A 14,710-nucleotide genomic window follows, 5' to 3' on the forward strand; every position below is an offset into this window, starting at 1 on the left:
AGGTTGGCCACCATCTCGGCCGGCGGAATCACGCGCAGCTGCACGTCGGTGTCCGGGTTCAGACCGGCCTCTGCCAGGTAGTAGCGCAGCAGAAAGTTGTGGATCGAGTAGTCGAACGGAATGCCGAACTTGAAGCCCTTCCAGTTCTTTGGATCGCGGTTGTTCTTGTGCTTCAGGGCCAGCGTGATGGCCTGACCGTTGATGTTCTGGATGGTCGCCACGTTCATCGGCACGGCGTTGCTGCCCAGCCCCAGGCTGATGGCCAGCGGCATCGGCGAGAGGAAGTGCGAGGCGTCGTATTCCTTGTTGATCATCTTGTCGCGCACCAGGGCCCAGCCCGCGGTCTTGGTGACTTCGACGCTCAAGCCTTGCTTCTGGTAGAAGCCCAGCGGCGCGGCCATGATGAGCGGCGTGGCGCAGGTGATCGGGATGAAACCGATCTTCAGGTTGGTCTTCTCCAGCGCGCCTTTTTCTTGCGCCATGGCCTGCAGGCTGGCCACCGGCAATACGCTGGCAATGGCCGCCATGGCCGTGCCCTTGCCCACCGCGCGCAGGAAGCGGCGGCGCACCTCGTCGTGCGGGAACAGCGCCTTGACCAGCGTGGCTTCAATGAACTCGTTGCTGTAGGCCTCGAACTCGGCGGTCTCGCTGCGCCGGCGCAGCTCCACAGCCGCGCCGTCCGCGGCCACCTCGGCGTGGTGGTCGGCGATCGTGTGGTCGCGTCCGCAGCTGCACTTGAGCATGAGCGGGCGATCGGCGTTGTAGGGATCGAAGAATTCGGACATGGCGCGCACCTCGTGGGTTGATGGACGAGGAGGTCATTGCAAGCACCGGGCCAGATGCGGTGCTCGCGGCGCTCAGGGCCGCAGGGGTGCGCAAGTCGCGGGGCGCCGACCGACGCTGTGTAGGGCCAGCCCTACAAGAAGCGGCTTTTCAGGGTGTCTTCAGCCGGGTTTGGGCGCGCGCGCGTGGCGTTCGGCGTAGAGCGCGAGCTCCACGTCGTTCTTCGCGCCGGTCTTGTCCAGCACGCGTGCACGGTAAGTGCTCACCGTGTTGGCCGCCAGGCCGAGTTGTGCACCAATTTCGCTCACGGTGCGGCCCTGGGTGAGCAGGCGGTAGACCTGGTACTCGCGGTGCGAGAGGGCCTCGGGCCCGGTCTGCGCGGTCGCGTTGCCCACGGCGGCGGCCAGCGCTTCGGCCGTGGCCTGGCTCACAAACACCGCGCCGCCCGCGGCTTTGCGAACTGCGGCAATCATGTCGTCGGGGTCGGCGCTCTTGTTCAGGTAGCCGCACGCGCCCAGGCGGATGCAGCGCACCGCGTACTGTTTCTCGGGGTAGGTGCTGAGCATGAGCACCGGCAGGCGCGGGTGCTCGCGCTTGATCGCCTGCAGCACGTCGAGCCCGTCCAGCTCGGGCATGGCGATGTCGAGCAGCACGAGATCAAGCCCATCGCTGCCGTGAAAGGCCTTCACCACGTCGAGCACCTCGGGGCCGGTCTGCGCCTCGGCCACCACCTGCACGTCGGGCGCGTCGGCCAGGATCTGTTTGAGCCCCTCGCGCACGATGCGGTGGTCGTCACCGATCAGCACGCGGATGGTTTCGGTCATGAGGTCGAACTGCGTATTCAAACCACGTCTCCAGGGGGCAGCGTCACCGTCAGGCCCATGCGGGTGCCCTGTCCTGGTGCGCTGTCGATGTGAATGTCGCCGCCAAAATGCCGCGCCCGCTCGCGCATGCCCATCACGCCGTAGGCATCGGCCGCTTCAAAGGCCTGGGCCGGCGCGCCCACGCCATTGTCTTGCACGGTGAGTTGCAGCGAGGTCCCGCGCACGACGATGTGCACGCCCAGGCGGTCGGCGCGCGCATGCCGCCCCACGTTGCTCAGCATCTCCTGAAAGATGCGGAACACGCCCATGGCCAGCGGCTCGGGCGGGTCGGGTGCGTCGTCCACCTCCATGCACCAGTTCAGGGACATCTCGGCCGACTGCACGAACTCCTGCGCCTGCCATTCGAGCGCGGCCCACAGGCCCTGGTGGTCCAGGATGCTGGGGCGCAGGTCGGTGATGATGCGGCCCACGTTGTCCACCGCGGTCTCGATCAGACGGCTCATGTTCTGGCACTTGCAGCGCATGCGCGCGCGCATGTCGCCCGCGGCCTCCAGCGTGCGCTGCTCCTGCTCGGAGAGGCGTTTGTCCAGCCAGTTCACGTCCATCTTCAGCGCCACCAGCAGGCTGCCTAGCTCGTCGTGCACCTCGCGGGCGATGCGGGTGCGTTCTTCCTCGCGCACGGCTTCCGAACGCGCGGCCAGCTCGCGCACCTGCTTGAGTGCCGTGGCCAGCGCGAGCGTGCGCTCACCCACGCGCTCTTCCAGCTCGTCCTTGGCGCGCTGCAGCGCGTCGGCCGCGCGCTTGCGTTCGGTGATGTCGACAAAGGTCACGACCGCGCCGCGCACGGTGCCCTCGTCAAGGATGGGGTGGCTGGAGTACTCGACCGGGAAGCTGGAGCCGTCGCGGCGCCAGAACACCTCGGTGTCGATGCGGCAGGGCAGGCCTTCCAGAAACGCCTTGAAGATCGGGCAGTCTTCCACCGGGTAGTGCGCGCCGTCGGCGTGCGAGTGGTGGGTGAGGTCGTGCATGTTGCGGCCCAGCAGCTCGTCGGGCTCGAAGCCGATCATGCGGGCGCCCGCGTGGTTGATGAACACGCACAGGCCGTCCAGGTCGATGCCGAACACGCCTTCGCCGGTGGAGGCGAGCAGCAACGCCAGCGGGTCGCCCCAGGCGCGGGTGTTGGGGGCGGGTGCGTCGGTCTGCATGGGTCGACCGCACGCAATGAATGTGCCAAAGCGGTGCATGGCGGGCAACCTGCAACAATGGCCCGTCCCATCCCCGCAGCCCACCGGTATTGCCCATGGCCCTGTTCGACACCTTGTTCGGCGAGCGCTACACCGCCGCCCGTGCGCGCAAACGCCGACACCAGCGGGTGGGCATTTCCACCACCGCCCACCGAGCCGCCGAGCTGCTGCGCTCCACGCACGCGCTGATCCAGTTGAGCGAGGCGGAGGCGCTGACGGTGGTGGCCTACATGGAGCTGCGGCGCTGCGCCGAGGGCGAAACCATCATCCGCCAGGGCCACAGCGGCGGCGAAGACGGCTTCATGGCGCTGGTGATCGAAGGCGAAGTGACGGTGGAGGCCGTCACGGTGAGCCGCACCGAGCCGCACACGGTCAATGTGCTCGGCCCGGGCCACCTCATGGGCGAGATGTCGCTCATGGACGGCGAAGCGCGATCCGCCACCTGCACCGCCAGCACCGAGGTGCGCTGCGCCGTGCTCACCCGCGCGGCCCTGCAGACGCTCATTGCCGAAGAACCCACCACCGCCGCCAAACTGCTCAGCGCCGTGGCCCAGCGCCTGAGCCAGCGGCTGCGCGAGAACGACACCAAGCTGCAGCTCTACGGTCAACTCGTGCTGTCGATGCAGCAGGAGATCGACCGATTGATTCCCGAGCCGCGTTAGGTGTTCGGAGCCGTTTTGGAGCTCCAGATCATGGTGATGGCGAGGATGGCAAGCACCACGCCGAGAGAAACAGCCACCGGAATCTTGAACACGTCGATCAACAGCATCTTGCTGCCGATGAAGACCAGGATGACGGCCAGGCCGTAGTTCAGCAGGTGGAAGCGGCTGGCGGCGGCCTGCAGCAGGAAGAACATGGCGCGCAAACCGAGGATGGCGAACACGTTGCTGGTGAGCACGATGAACGGGTCCTTGGTGATGGCGAAGATGGCGGGGATCGAGTCCACCGCAAAGATCACGTCGGTCAAACCCACCAGGCAGATGACCATGAGCAGCGGCGTGGCGATGCGTTTGCCGTTCTCCACCGTCCAGAATTTCTCACCGTCGAAGTTCTTGCTCACGGGCAGCACCTTGCGCAGCAGCTTGAGCGCGGGGTTGTCGTCCAGGCTGGGCTCCTGGCCGGCGGCCCACCACATCTTCACGCCGGTGAGCAGCAAGAAGGCGCCGAACACGTAGAGGATCCAGTGGAACTCCGAGATCAGCCAGCCGCCCACCAGAATCATCACCGTGCGCAGCACGATGGCGCCCACGATGCCGATCATGAGCACGCGTTTCTGGTAGGCCGCGGGCACGGCGAAGTAGGTGAAGATGAGCAGGAAGACAAAGATGTTGTCGACCGCGAGGCTCTTCTCGATCAGGTAACCGGTGAGGAATTCGAGCGACTTCTCGTTGGCGATCGCGCTCGACCCGGTGCTGTCCTTGATGGCGAACCAGAACAGCGCGTTGAACACGAAGCTCAAGCCCACCCAGACCAGCGACCAGTTGACCGCCTGCTTGACGCTGACCTCCTGAGCGCCCTGCTTCTTGAGCACGACAAAATCGACAAACAGGGCCGCGACGACGAACGCGACGAAGACGACCCACAGCCACAACGGGGCAATGCTTTCCATGAAAAACCTCAGGTTTGGTGTTGAAGGAACACCCCAAGGTCTTGCCATGGCCGCACGGTGTGCGGTTGGGGGTTTCCGGCGGCTGTGACACCGCGTATTGACGAAAACCCCACCCGCCGAGGCCCGGCTGTGTGCCGGGTGGCGGGCTGACTACTCCCCTTGAAGGGAAGCGCGATTGTGGTGGCGAAACGCAGGTTTCACCAGCTGAAAGACCTTCAGGTTTTGCCTGAAGGTCCTGCGTGGATCAAGCGGCTTCCTTGTAGAAGAGCTCTCGCTTCAGGCTGCGCGGCGCCAGCGGCTCCACGCTCTGGTGAATGGCCGCGATGTGCTCCGGCGTGGTGCCGCAGCAGCCGCCCACGATGTTGACCAGGCCTTCGGCCGCGAACTCGCGCAGCAGGCGGCTGGTGTCCTCGGGCGTCTCGTCAAAGCCGGTGTCGCTCATGGGGTTGGGCAGGCCGGCGTTGGGGTAACAACTGATGAAGGTGTCGCCCGCGACCTTGGCCAGCTCCTGGATGTAGGGGCGCATGAGCGCGGCACCCAGCGCGCAGTTCAGGCCCACGGCCAGCGGCTGCAGGTGGCGCACGCTGGCCCAGAAAGCGCTGACCGTCTGGCCGCTCAAAATGCGGCCGGAGGCGTCGGTGACGGTGCCGCTGATGATCACGGGCAGGCGCTCGCCGCTCTGCTCGAAGAACTCGTCGATGGCAAACAGCGCGGCCTTGGCGTTGAGCGTGTCGAAGATGGTTTCCACCAAGAGCACGTCGGCCCCGCCTTCAACCAGCGCCTCGATCTGTTCCAGGTAGGCCGCGCGCAGTTGTTCAAAGGTCACGTTGCGCGCACCGGCGTCGTTCACGTCGGGGCTGATGCTCGCGGTCTTGGGCGTGGGGCCCAGCGCCCCGGCCACGAAGCGTGGTTTGTCGGGCGTGCTGAACTTGTCGCAGGCCGCGCGGGCGATGCGCGCCGAGGCCAGGTTCATCTCGCGCGCGAGGTGGCCCATCTCGTAGTCGTCCTGCGCGATGGTCGTGGCGCCGAAGGTGTTGGTCTCGATCAGGTCGGCCCCGGCGGCCAGGTAACCCTCGTGGATGTCGCGGATCACGTCCGGGCGCGTGAGGCTGAGCAACTCGTTGTTGCCCTTCACGTCCTTGTGGAAGTCCTTGAAGCGTTCGCCTCTGTATTGCGCTTCACCCAGCTTGAAGCGCTGGATCATGGTGCCCATCGCGCCATCGAGGATGGCGATGCGGTGTTTCAGGATCTCGGGCAGCGCGATGGCGCGGGTGTAGGCGGGGGAAGTCATGCCCGGATTGTAAGAAGCAGCCTGTGCCCGAGGGCGCGGCCTGCCGGGCGGCCTCAGGCTTTCCCCGACAATAGGCGGCATGAAACACCTCTCGCCCACACAGGCCTGGGCCTGGCTGCAGGCCGAACGCGCGCAGCGCGAAGCCCGGGGCGAAGCGCCACCGCTGTTTGTGGACGTGCGCATGGAAATCGAATCGCTCTACGTGGGCCGCCCGCCCGGCGTGGAGAACATTCCCTGGTACGAATACCCCGACCTCACGCCCGACCCGGCGCGTTTTGCCAACGCCGTCGAGCAGGAAGCCGGCGACAAACAGCGCCCGGTGCTGCTCATCTGCCGCAGCGGCAAACGCACGCTGGACGCCGGCAAAGCGCTGGAGGCGGCGGGATTCACCGAGGTGGCGCACGTGGTGCACGGCTTCGAGGGTGAGCTCAACGAAGACTTCAAGCGCTCCAGCCTGAACGGCTGGCGTCATGACGGCTTGCCCTGGGAGCAGATGTGATCGACATCGCGCCCGAGAGCGAAATCCTGGAAGCCAGCGTCGGCGTTCTGCAAGAGGTCTTCGGGTTCGACGCCTTCCGTGGCCCGCAGGCCGAGATCGTGGCGCACGTGGGCGGCGGTGGCGACGCGCTGGTGCTCATGCCCACGGGCGGCGGCAAGTCGCTGTGTTACCAGGTGCCGGCCATCGTGCGCGAGCGCAGCGGCCAGGGCCTCACCGTGGTGGTGTCGCCGCTGATCGCGCTCATGCACGACCAGGTGGGTGCGCTGCTGGAAGCCGGCGTGGCGGCTGCGTTTCTGAACTCCAGCCTCTCCAGCGAAGACGCGCAGCGGGTGGAAAAAGAGATGCTGCGCGGCGAACTCACGCTGCTGTACGCGGCGCCCGAGCGCCTGACCACGCCGCGTTTCCTGGCCCTGCTCGACTCGCTCAAGGAGCGCGGCAAGCTCGCGCTGTTTGCCATCGACGAAGCGCACTGCGTGAGCCAGTGGGGCCACGATTTCCGCCCCGAGTACCGTGGCCTGGTCGTGCTGCACGAGCGTTTTGCCGGTGTGCCGCGCGTGGCGCTCACCGCCACCGCCGACGACCTCACGCGCGCCGACATCGTGGAGCGCCTGCAGCTGCAGGACGCACGCACCTTCATCAGCAGCTTCGACCGGCCCAACATCCGTTACCAGCTGGTGGAGAAAAAAGACGCCACCGCGCAGTTGCTGCGCTTCATCCGCGACGAACACACCAGCGGTGACGAGCACGACGCCGGCATCGTGTACTGCCAGTCGCGCCGCCGGGTGGAAGAGGTGGCCAAGCTGCTGTGCGACGCCGGGCTCAACGCCCTGCCGTACCACGCCGGCCTGGACGCGGCTGTGCGGCAGAAGCACCAGGACCGCTTCCTGCGCGAAGAGGGCCTGATCATGGTCGCCACCATCGCGTTCGGCATGGGCATCGACAAACCCGACGTGCGTTTTGTGGCGCACCTGGACATGCCCAAAAACATCGAGGGCTACTACCAGGAAACCGGGCGCGCCGGGCGCGACGGTGAACCCGCGAACGCGTGGATGGCCTACGGCCTGCAGGACGTGGTGAACCAGCGCCGCATGATCGACGAGAGCCCCGCGGCCGACGAGTTCAAGCAGGTGATGCGCGGCAAGCTCGACGCCTTGTTGACCCTGGCCGAAGCGAGCGACTGCCGCCGCGTGCGCCTGTTGTCTTATTTCGGAGAAGAGAGCGAGCCCTGCGGGAATTGCGACAACTGCCTGCACCCGCCGCAGCTGTTCGATGCCACCGAATCCGCGCGCAAGTTGCTCTCGTGCATCTACCGCGTACAGCAGTCCAGCGGCATGGCGTTCGGCGCCGGCCACATCATGGACATCCTGCGCGGCAAGGTCACCGAGAAGGTGACGCAGCACGGGCACGACAAGCTCTCCACCTTCGGCATCGGCGCCGATTTGTCGGAAACCCAGTGGCGTGCGCTCTTGCGCCAGCTGATCGCCCGCGAAGCGGTGCAGGTGGACGCGGCGCACTACAACACCCTGCACCTGCAGGACGCAGCGCGTGACATCTTGAAGGGCCAGAGCGCGGTGTGGCTCAAGTCGCTGGCCGAGAAAGCCGCCGGCTCCGGGCGCGTGAGCCGCCAGCGCAGCGCCCGCGCCGCCGTGGCCGACGACGGCCAGCCGCTGACGCTGGCCGCGCGCGACGCCCTGGACGCGCTCAAGGCCTGGCGCGCCGGCGTGGCCAAAGAGCACAACCTGCCCGCGTTTGTGATCTTTCACGACGCCACCCTGCGCGCCATTGCCGCGCGCCAGCCACGCACGCTGGCCGATCTGGACGGCATTGCCGGCCTGGGCGTGAAAAAGCGCGAGGCCTATGGCGACGAGGTGCTGCGGGTGGTGAGTGCTTTCGGGTGAGCGCCGGGTTGGGCTTCACGCCCCGACCAGCACCATCGCCTGACACGCCCGACCGCTCATCGCACCAGGGGACTTGACCCCCTGCCATCGCTCAAGAAAGCCGCCCATCTGACGATGCTCAAGATGTACCCGGGGAGTTGTCCCCTCACCCCGACCATCTCGAACGGAGCGTTGCATGTTTTCCTGGCTGCCCTGGATTGGCAAAAGCAAAAGGGTTCAGTACCACGACACGCAAGTCCTGGAGCTGGACTTTCTGGTGGACGAGTTCCACGCCGCGATGGCCGACATCCAGGACCCGGTGCGCGTGCGCATCCACGCCGCGCTCCTGTCTTGCCAAAGCCCCAAGGACCTCTGGTTCCTGCGCAGCAAGCTCTTTGCCCTGATTTCCAAGCACCACTGCGAGAGCGTGGCCAACACCCGCATCGCCCGGCTCGACCAGAAACTGCGCTTCTTTGTGGAACACCACCCCGACTACTCGTCGGACGAATTGCCCAGCAAGCCCATGATGCTGGTTCATTGAACCTCCCGCGCCGCCTGCGGCGTCACCCCCCAGGGGGCGGCAGCTGTGGCCCGTCCTGAGCATGTCGAAGGGCGGTTCCACGCTGCCCCGGATGAGAAAAGGCCACCTCGCGGTGGCCTTTTCATTGGGCATGCACCCTCAGTGGACGAACCCCATGCCCCGCGCCTCGCGCACCTCGGGTTTGATGCGGTGCTCGGCTTCCAGCTGGGCGATGAACTCTTCCGGCGCCAGCGCTTCGGCGAGGATCTCCACCTGCCGTTTCACCGCCGCAAAGTCGCCCGGGCACAACTGGTCGAGCTTGCCCAGACGCGCAGCGTGCGATGCGTCCAGACGCGACGCATCGCCCCCCAGCGCCTCCACCACAAACATGGTCTCGCGTTGCCCGGCCGTGAGCGGTTTGAAGCGGATCTTGAAGGTGAAGCGGCGCAGCGCCGCCTGGTCGATGCTGTCCATCAAATTGGTGGTGCAGATGAAGATGCCGGCAAAGCGCTCCATGCCCTGCAGCATCTCGTTGACCTCGGTCACTTCATACGTGCGCTGCGCGCCGCGCCGGTCCTGCAGAAAGCTGTCGGCCTCGTCCAGCAGCAGCACGGCTTTCTCGGCCTCGGCCTCGCGGAACATCGCCGCCATCTGCTGTTCGGTCTCGCCCACGAACTTGCTCACCAGGTCGCTCGCGCGGCGGATCATGAGCGGGCGCTCCAGTTGCTGGGCCAGGTGCTCGGCCAGCGCGGTCTTGCCGGTGCCGGGTGCACCATGGAAACACAGGCAACCGTGGCCGCGCGCCTTGAGCGCAGCGATCACGCGCGGCAACTCGTAACGAGACTCGACGTTGAGCATGTCCAGGCTGTACTGGGTGACACTGGGGCGCTGCACCAGGTCGGGCTTGCGGCCCAGCGCCAGGTCGGCGTTCTTGAGTTGCCGTTCGATCAATTCGTCGAGCAAGGGCGCGGCTGCCGCGCGCGACTTGGCGCTGCGGCGGGCCGCCGGTTTGACCGGGCTGGCGGCCAGCTCGGCGAACCGCACGGCGGTGCGGATCTGTGCCGGCGTGAGGCCCTTGCGCTCGGTGAGCCGCGCCACCAGACCGTCGGACACGGGTGCACCTTCGAGCGTCTTGCGCACGAGTTGTTCGCGTGCACCAGGCGGCGGGCTCTTGAGTTCGAGGTGGTAGGCGAAACGGCGGCGGAACGCCGGGTCGATCTGTTCGATGCGGTTGGTGACCCAGATCGTGGGCACGGCATTGGTCTCCAGGATCTGGTTGACCCAGGCCTTGCCGCTCACGCTGCCGGTGTGCGAGGCCGCCACGTGTTCGGCGCGCGCCATGATCTGCGCCGCCTCGCTGGAGATCGGCGGGAACACGTCTTCCACCTCGTCGAACAGCAGGGCGGAATGCGCCGTGCCTTTGAGGAACACCTGCGCAATCTGCAGCGAGCGGTAGCGGTCGCGGCCCGAGAGCGCGTTGCCGTCGCGGTCGGCGTATTCCACCTCGAAGAGTTCGAGGCCGGCGGCCTGCGCCACCACGCGCGCGAGTTCGGTCTTGCCGGTGCCGGGCGGGCCGTACATCAGCACGTTCACACCCGGCTCCTTGCGCGCCACGGCTTCGCGCAGCAGGCCGCAGAGCAGGCGCACGTCTTCGCCCACGTAGTCGAAGTCCTTCGGGCTCAGCGCAGAGCGCGCGGCCGGGCGGGTGAACACGGCCATGAGTTCGCTCTGCGTGCGGTACTCGCGCATGAGCACCGGCGGCAGTTTTTCACTGACCTTCATGAGGTCGGCCAGGTCGGTGATGTTGTGCTCGGAGATGAGGTTTTCCACCATGCCGATGCGTTCCAGCCGCGAGCCGGCGCGCAGCGCCTCACCGACCTCGCTGGCCTTCACACCGGCCACGTCGGCGATGGCCGCATAGGCCTCGGGCGCGTTGTTCACCTTGAACTCCACCAGGATGGAGCGCAGGTCGCGCTGGTAGCGCGCGAGCGTGCCGTAGAGCAGCAGCGCGCGCTCGGCGCGGTTGAGCTGCAGCAGGCCAGCGAGTGCGTCGATGTTCTTCTCCACCAGCGTGGATTGTTTCTTCAACGAGTGGCTGAGCCATTCGCCGGTGACGGCCAGCACCGAGAGCAGGTCTTTGGGCGACTCCTTGGCGTACTCGTCGAGGTAGAAGAACAGGGTGCCTTCTTCGTACGGGCCGCGCCAGACGCCGTAGCGCTCCATGAAGGCGTTGGTGGGCAGCTTGTCGTGGCCGCTCCAGATTTCGTTGTCCTTGCAGCGGCGCTCCAGAAACTCGCGCAGGCGCGACAGCACGGTGAGCGGCCACACCAGGTGTCGACCAGCGAGCGAGAGCAAGGTGTTGAGGTCACGGCGCACGTTGAAGCGTGGGCCCTGGCGAGCCGCCAGGGTGAGCACGAAATGCGAGCACATGAGGTCGAGCACGGGAGCCTGGCGCAGGCCGTGCGGCACGAACACACGCCCTTCGCCCACGAAGGGCGCCCGGCCCTCGCGCGGGTCGCTCGGGATGCGACCTGCAGTGGCTGCGGGCAGCATGGAACGCTTGCTCATCCAGACACCTCCAGAACGATTTTTCCAGTGACGCCGCGCCGGGACATCCGGCATCCAAATGGACCATAACCCAGCTTGATGAATCATGGAAGCGAGTGATGGGCGGTGTTTGTGGGATTTGTCCGGCTTTACGACGGTGGCCGTGCGGCGTGTCCGGTTCACAATCTCGCCATGCTGGAACTCCAAGACATTCAAGCCGCCGCCGCCCGCCTGAGCGGGCAGGTGCTGGACACGCCCTTCGTCGAATCGCGCACCATCTCGCAGCTCACCGGCTGCCAGGTGTTTCTCAAGTTCGAGAACCTGCAGTACACCGCCTCGTTCAAGGAACGCGGGGCGTGCAACAAGCTCGCGCAGCTCAGCGCCGACGAACGGGCGCGCGGCGTGATCGCCATGAGCGCCGGCAACCACGCGCAGGGCGTGGCTTACCACGCACACCGCCTGGGCATTCGCGCGGTGATCGTCATGCCTCGCTTCACGCCCGGTGTGAAGGTGGAGCGCACGCGCGGCTTCGGCGCCGAGGTGGTGTTGCACGGCGATTCGCTGGACGAGTCGCGCACCCACGCACGCGAGCTCGCGGCCCGCGAGGGTCTGGTGTTCGTGCACCCCTACGACGACGAAGACATCGTGGCCGGCCAGGGCACGGTGGCACTCGAAATGCTGCGCGAGCAACCCGATCTGGACACGCTCGTGGTGGCCATCGGCGGCGGCGGCCTGATCGGCGGCATGGCCACTGCGGCCAAAGCCATCCGCCCCGACATCGAAATCATCGGCGTGCAGGCCGAACGTTTCCCGGCCATGGTCAACGCCATCAAGGGCACGCACCTGCCGCAGGGCACGAGCACCATCGCCGAAGGCATTGCCGTGGGCACGCCGGGCGTGATCACCGAGGCCATCGTGCGCCAGAAGGTGGACGACCTGCTGCTGGTCGACGAGGGCGACATCGAACAGGCCATCGTGATGCTGCTGGAGATCGAGAAGACGCTGGTGGAAGGCGCGGGTGCCGCCGGACTGGCCGCACTCATCAAACACCCGCAGCGCTTTGCCGGTAAACGCGTGGGCCTGGTGCTGTGCGGCGGCAACATCGACCCGATGCTGCTGGCCTCCATCATCGAACGCGGCATGGTGCGGGCCGGGCGGCTGGCGCGCATCCAGGTCAATGCGCGGGACGTGCCGGGCAATCTGGCGCGCATCACCGCCACCGTGGCGGATGCGGGCGCCAACATCGACGAGGTGCACCACCAGCGCGCCTTCACCTTGCTGGCGGCGCAAAACGTCGCCATCGAACTCGTGCTCCAGACGCGCGGGCGCGAGCACATCGCGCAAGTCATCGAACGCCTTCAGCAGGCGGGTTTCGAGACCTCGCTGTTGTGAGCTCCGGTCCCGGGCGCGGTTGACGCTGGCGACGGCGCTCTGCATCATGGCCCGGGCCTGACACACGCACCGGAGGAACGCCATGAACACCAACGCCCTGTGGGACTCGCTGCAAAGCAACCTGGGCACCCACATCCCGCAGTTGCTGGGAGCGCTGGCCGTCTTCATCCTGGGCTGGCTGATCGCGGTGCTGGTGCGGGCGGCGGCGCGCAAAAGCCTGGGCTTCGTCGGCGTGAACCACCGCTTCGGCAAGCTCACCGGCACGGGGGTGGACATTGAAGGTGCGGTCGCACTCGCGCTGTTCTGGGTGGTGATCCTGCTCACGCTGGTGGCGGTGTTCAACTCGCTGAACCTCGCCATGGTCTCGGGTCCGTTCTCGGCCTTCACCACCCAGTTGTTTGAGTACGCGCCGCGCCTGCTCGGCGGTCTGGTGCTGGCCTTGGTGGGCTGGCTGGTGGCCAGCGTGGTGCGGGCGCTGACGCAAAAACTGCTCGACAAGACCACGCTCGACGACCAGCTCTCGGCGCACGCCGGCATGGCGCCCATGAGCGAAGGCCTGGCCGGCGCGTTGTTCTGGCTGGTGATCCTGCTCTTCGTGCCCGCCATCCTGGGTGCGCTGCAACTCGAAGGCCTGCTGGACCCCCTGCGCAGCATGGTGACCAAAACCCTGGACATGCTGCCCAACGCGGTGGCGGCGCTCGTGATCGGCGGCGTGGGCTGGATCCTGGCCACGGTGCTGCGCAAGCTCACCACGCACCTGAGCCGCGCAGCGGGCATCGACAAGCTGGGCAGCCGCGCGGGCCTGGCCGAGGCGGTGCAGCTCTCCGGCGTGGTCGGCCTGCTGGTGTTCATTGCGGTGTTCCTGCCCTCGCTCGTCGCAGCGCTCGACGCCCTGAAGATCGAGGCCATCTCCCGACCCGCCACCGACATGCTGGGCAAGCTGATGCTGGCCGTGCCCAACATCGTGGCCGCCGGCCTGATCCTGGTCATCACCTGGCTGGTGGCCAGTTTCGCCAGCCAGTTGCTGGCCAGCCTGCTGGCCGCCCTGGGTTTTGACACCCTGCCCGCGCGCGTGCAGCTGGCACACGCGTTCGAGAAGACCAGCGCGTCCCGCACCGTGGGCCGGGTGGTGCTGTTTTTTGCCATGCTGTTCGCCACGGTGGAGGCCGCCGCACAACTGGGCTTCGCCCAGGTCAGCGACATCGTGGCCAGCTTCATCCGCTTCGGCGGCGACATCCTGCTGGGCTCGGCCATCCTGGTGATCGGCTTCTGGCTCGCCAATGTGGCCCACGACGCCATCGACCGCGCCAGCGGCGCGCGCACGCAGGGCCTGGCGCGCATCGGGCGCTACGCCATCCTGGCGCTGGTGATCGCCATGGGTCTGCGCGCCATGGGGATTGCCGACGACATCGTCAACCTCGCCTTCGGGCTCACGCTGGGCGCGGTGGCGGTGGCGTTTGCGCTGTCGTTCGGCCTGGGCGGGCGCGATGCGGCTGGCAAACTCATGGACCACTGGCTCGCCCGTTGGCGCAAAGAGGATTGAATGACCCCAGCTTCGTCGCCCCCTGTGTCTGTTGAATCGTTGCAAGGCTTGCTGGCCGCGTGGTTTGCGCCCTGGGTGCAGGCCCTGGGGCTGCAGGTCGAGTCCTTCGCCGATGGCGAAGTCACGCTGCGCCTGCCGCAGAGCGACCAGCTCTCGCGGGTGGGCGGCATGCTGTGCGGCCAGGCCATGATGTCGGCCGCCGACACCGCCATGGTGCTGGCCATCGTCACGCAGCTCGGTGACCAGCGCCCCATGACCACGGTGCAACTCAACACCAGTTTCCTCAAGCCGCTCGCGGGCCAGGACGCCCGCATCACAGCGCGCGTGGTCCGCGCCGGCAAGAACCTGGTGTTCGGCGAAATCGACATCACTGGCGCCACCGATGGCCGCAGCGTGTGCCGCGCCAGCACCACCTACGCCCTGCTCTGATGCGCGTGCCCTTAAAATCGCAGGAGTTTTTTTGATTCACCTCGCGGAGAGCCCCATGTCCCAGCACGATCACCACACCCCCAGCGACCAGCCCGAAGACGTGGTCGAGTCCATCGTTCCCATGATGCCCATCGTGCTCCCCATTGCCGGCG

13 protein-coding genes are annotated in these 14,710 nt (G+C 66.8%); 7 read left to right on the forward strand and 6 right to left on the reverse strand.

Annotation, left to right across the window (positions count from 1 at the left end; all coding sequences use genetic code 11):
- The 3 genes from ACN4F8_RS09535 to ACN4F8_RS09545 all read right to left on the reverse strand — a co-directional run.
- On the reverse strand, positions 1 to 785 hold a 785-nt coding region (locus ACN4F8_RS09535), incomplete at its 3' end, for a CmpA/NrtA family ABC transporter substrate-binding protein (protein WP_419473359.1).
- Between the two features lie 159 nt (positions 786 to 944).
- The gene (locus tag ACN4F8_RS09540; protein ID WP_419473370.1) at positions 945 to 1,607 is read right to left on the reverse strand and encodes a response regulator; all 663 of its coding nucleotides are present in this window, start codon (positions 1,605 to 1,607) and stop codon (positions 945 to 947) included.
- Between the two features lie 17 nt (positions 1,608 to 1,624).
- Positions 1,625 to 2,812 (reverse strand): PAS domain S-box protein, encoded by a 1,188-nt coding sequence (locus ACN4F8_RS09545; protein ID WP_419473360.1) that lies wholly within the window; start codon positions 2,810 to 2,812, stop codon positions 1,625 to 1,627.
- A 95-nt stretch (positions 2,813 to 2,907) separates the two neighbouring features.
- On the opposite strand from ACN4F8_RS09545, the gene ACN4F8_RS09550 reads away from it, so the two are divergent.
- Positions 2,908 to 3,513, forward strand: a complete 606-nt coding sequence (locus ACN4F8_RS09550; RefSeq protein ID WP_419473361.1) for a Crp/Fnr family transcriptional regulator — start codon at positions 2,908 to 2,910, stop codon at positions 3,511 to 3,513.
- Here the strand turns inward: ACN4F8_RS09550 and ACN4F8_RS09555 are convergent.
- A complete protein-coding gene (locus tag ACN4F8_RS09555) occupies positions 3,510 to 4,460 on the reverse strand; it encodes a TerC family protein (protein ID WP_419473362.1) in 951 nt (316 codons plus the stop codon). The two genes, ACN4F8_RS09550 and ACN4F8_RS09555, sit on opposite strands and share 4 nt — an antisense overlap.
- Positions 4,461 to 4,704: 244 nt before the next feature.
- Positions 4,705 to 5,751, reverse strand: a complete 1,047-nt coding sequence (locus ACN4F8_RS09560; protein WP_419473363.1) for a homocysteine S-methyltransferase family protein — start codon at positions 5,749 to 5,751, stop codon at positions 4,705 to 4,707.
- A 79-nt stretch (positions 5,752 to 5,830) separates the two neighbouring features.
- On the opposite strand from ACN4F8_RS09560, the gene ACN4F8_RS09565 reads away from it, so the two are divergent.
- From ACN4F8_RS09565 to ACN4F8_RS09575, 3 genes are all read left to right on the forward strand, one after another.
- Positions 5,831 to 6,250, forward strand: coding sequence for a rhodanese-like domain-containing protein (locus ACN4F8_RS09565; protein WP_419473364.1), 420 nt, complete (start codon positions 5,831 to 5,833; stop codon positions 6,248 to 6,250).
- Complete coding sequence (gene recQ, locus ACN4F8_RS09570; RefSeq protein WP_419473365.1) at positions 6,247 to 8,148, forward strand: DNA helicase RecQ; 1,902 nt, start codon at positions 6,247 to 6,249, stop codon at positions 8,146 to 8,148. The genes ACN4F8_RS09565 and recQ overlap by 4 nt, the downstream gene beginning before the upstream one ends.
- A gap of 175 nt (positions 8,149 to 8,323) precedes the next feature.
- Positions 8,324 to 8,668, forward strand: a complete 345-nt coding sequence (locus ACN4F8_RS09575; RefSeq protein WP_419473366.1) for a hypothetical protein — start codon at positions 8,324 to 8,326, stop codon at positions 8,666 to 8,668.
- A 138-nt stretch (positions 8,669 to 8,806) separates the two neighbouring features.
- Here the strand turns inward: ACN4F8_RS09575 and ACN4F8_RS09580 are convergent, their stop codons facing one another.
- Positions 8,807 to 11,077 (reverse strand): ATP-binding protein, encoded by a 2,271-nt coding sequence (locus ACN4F8_RS09580; protein WP_419473371.1) that lies wholly within the window; start codon positions 11,075 to 11,077, stop codon positions 8,807 to 8,809.
- Between the two features lie 309 nt (positions 11,078 to 11,386).
- Between ACN4F8_RS09580 and ACN4F8_RS09585 the strand changes: the two genes are divergently transcribed.
- The 3 genes from ACN4F8_RS09585 (at position 11,387) to ACN4F8_RS09595 (ending at position 14,558) form a co-directional block, all read left to right on the forward strand.
- Positions 11,387 to 12,586: a threonine ammonia-lyase gene (locus ACN4F8_RS09585; RefSeq protein ID WP_419473367.1), complete on the forward strand. Its 1,200-nt coding sequence runs from the start codon at positions 11,387 to 11,389 to the stop codon at positions 12,584 to 12,586.
- An 82-nt stretch (positions 12,587 to 12,668) separates the two neighbouring features.
- Positions 12,669 to 14,129: a mechanosensitive ion channel gene (locus tag ACN4F8_RS09590; protein ID WP_419473368.1), complete on the forward strand. Its 1,461-nt coding sequence runs from the start codon at positions 12,669 to 12,671 to the stop codon at positions 14,127 to 14,129.
- Positions 14,130 to 14,558, forward strand: a complete 429-nt coding sequence (locus ACN4F8_RS09595) for a PaaI family thioesterase (protein WP_419473369.1) — start codon at positions 14,130 to 14,132, stop codon at positions 14,556 to 14,558.
- Positions 14,559 to 14,710 lie beyond the last annotated feature (152 nt).

This window comes from Hydrogenophaga sp. (assembly GCF_048549895.1).
GTDB lineage: Bacteria > Pseudomonadota > Gammaproteobacteria > Burkholderiales > Burkholderiaceae_C > Hydrogenophaga.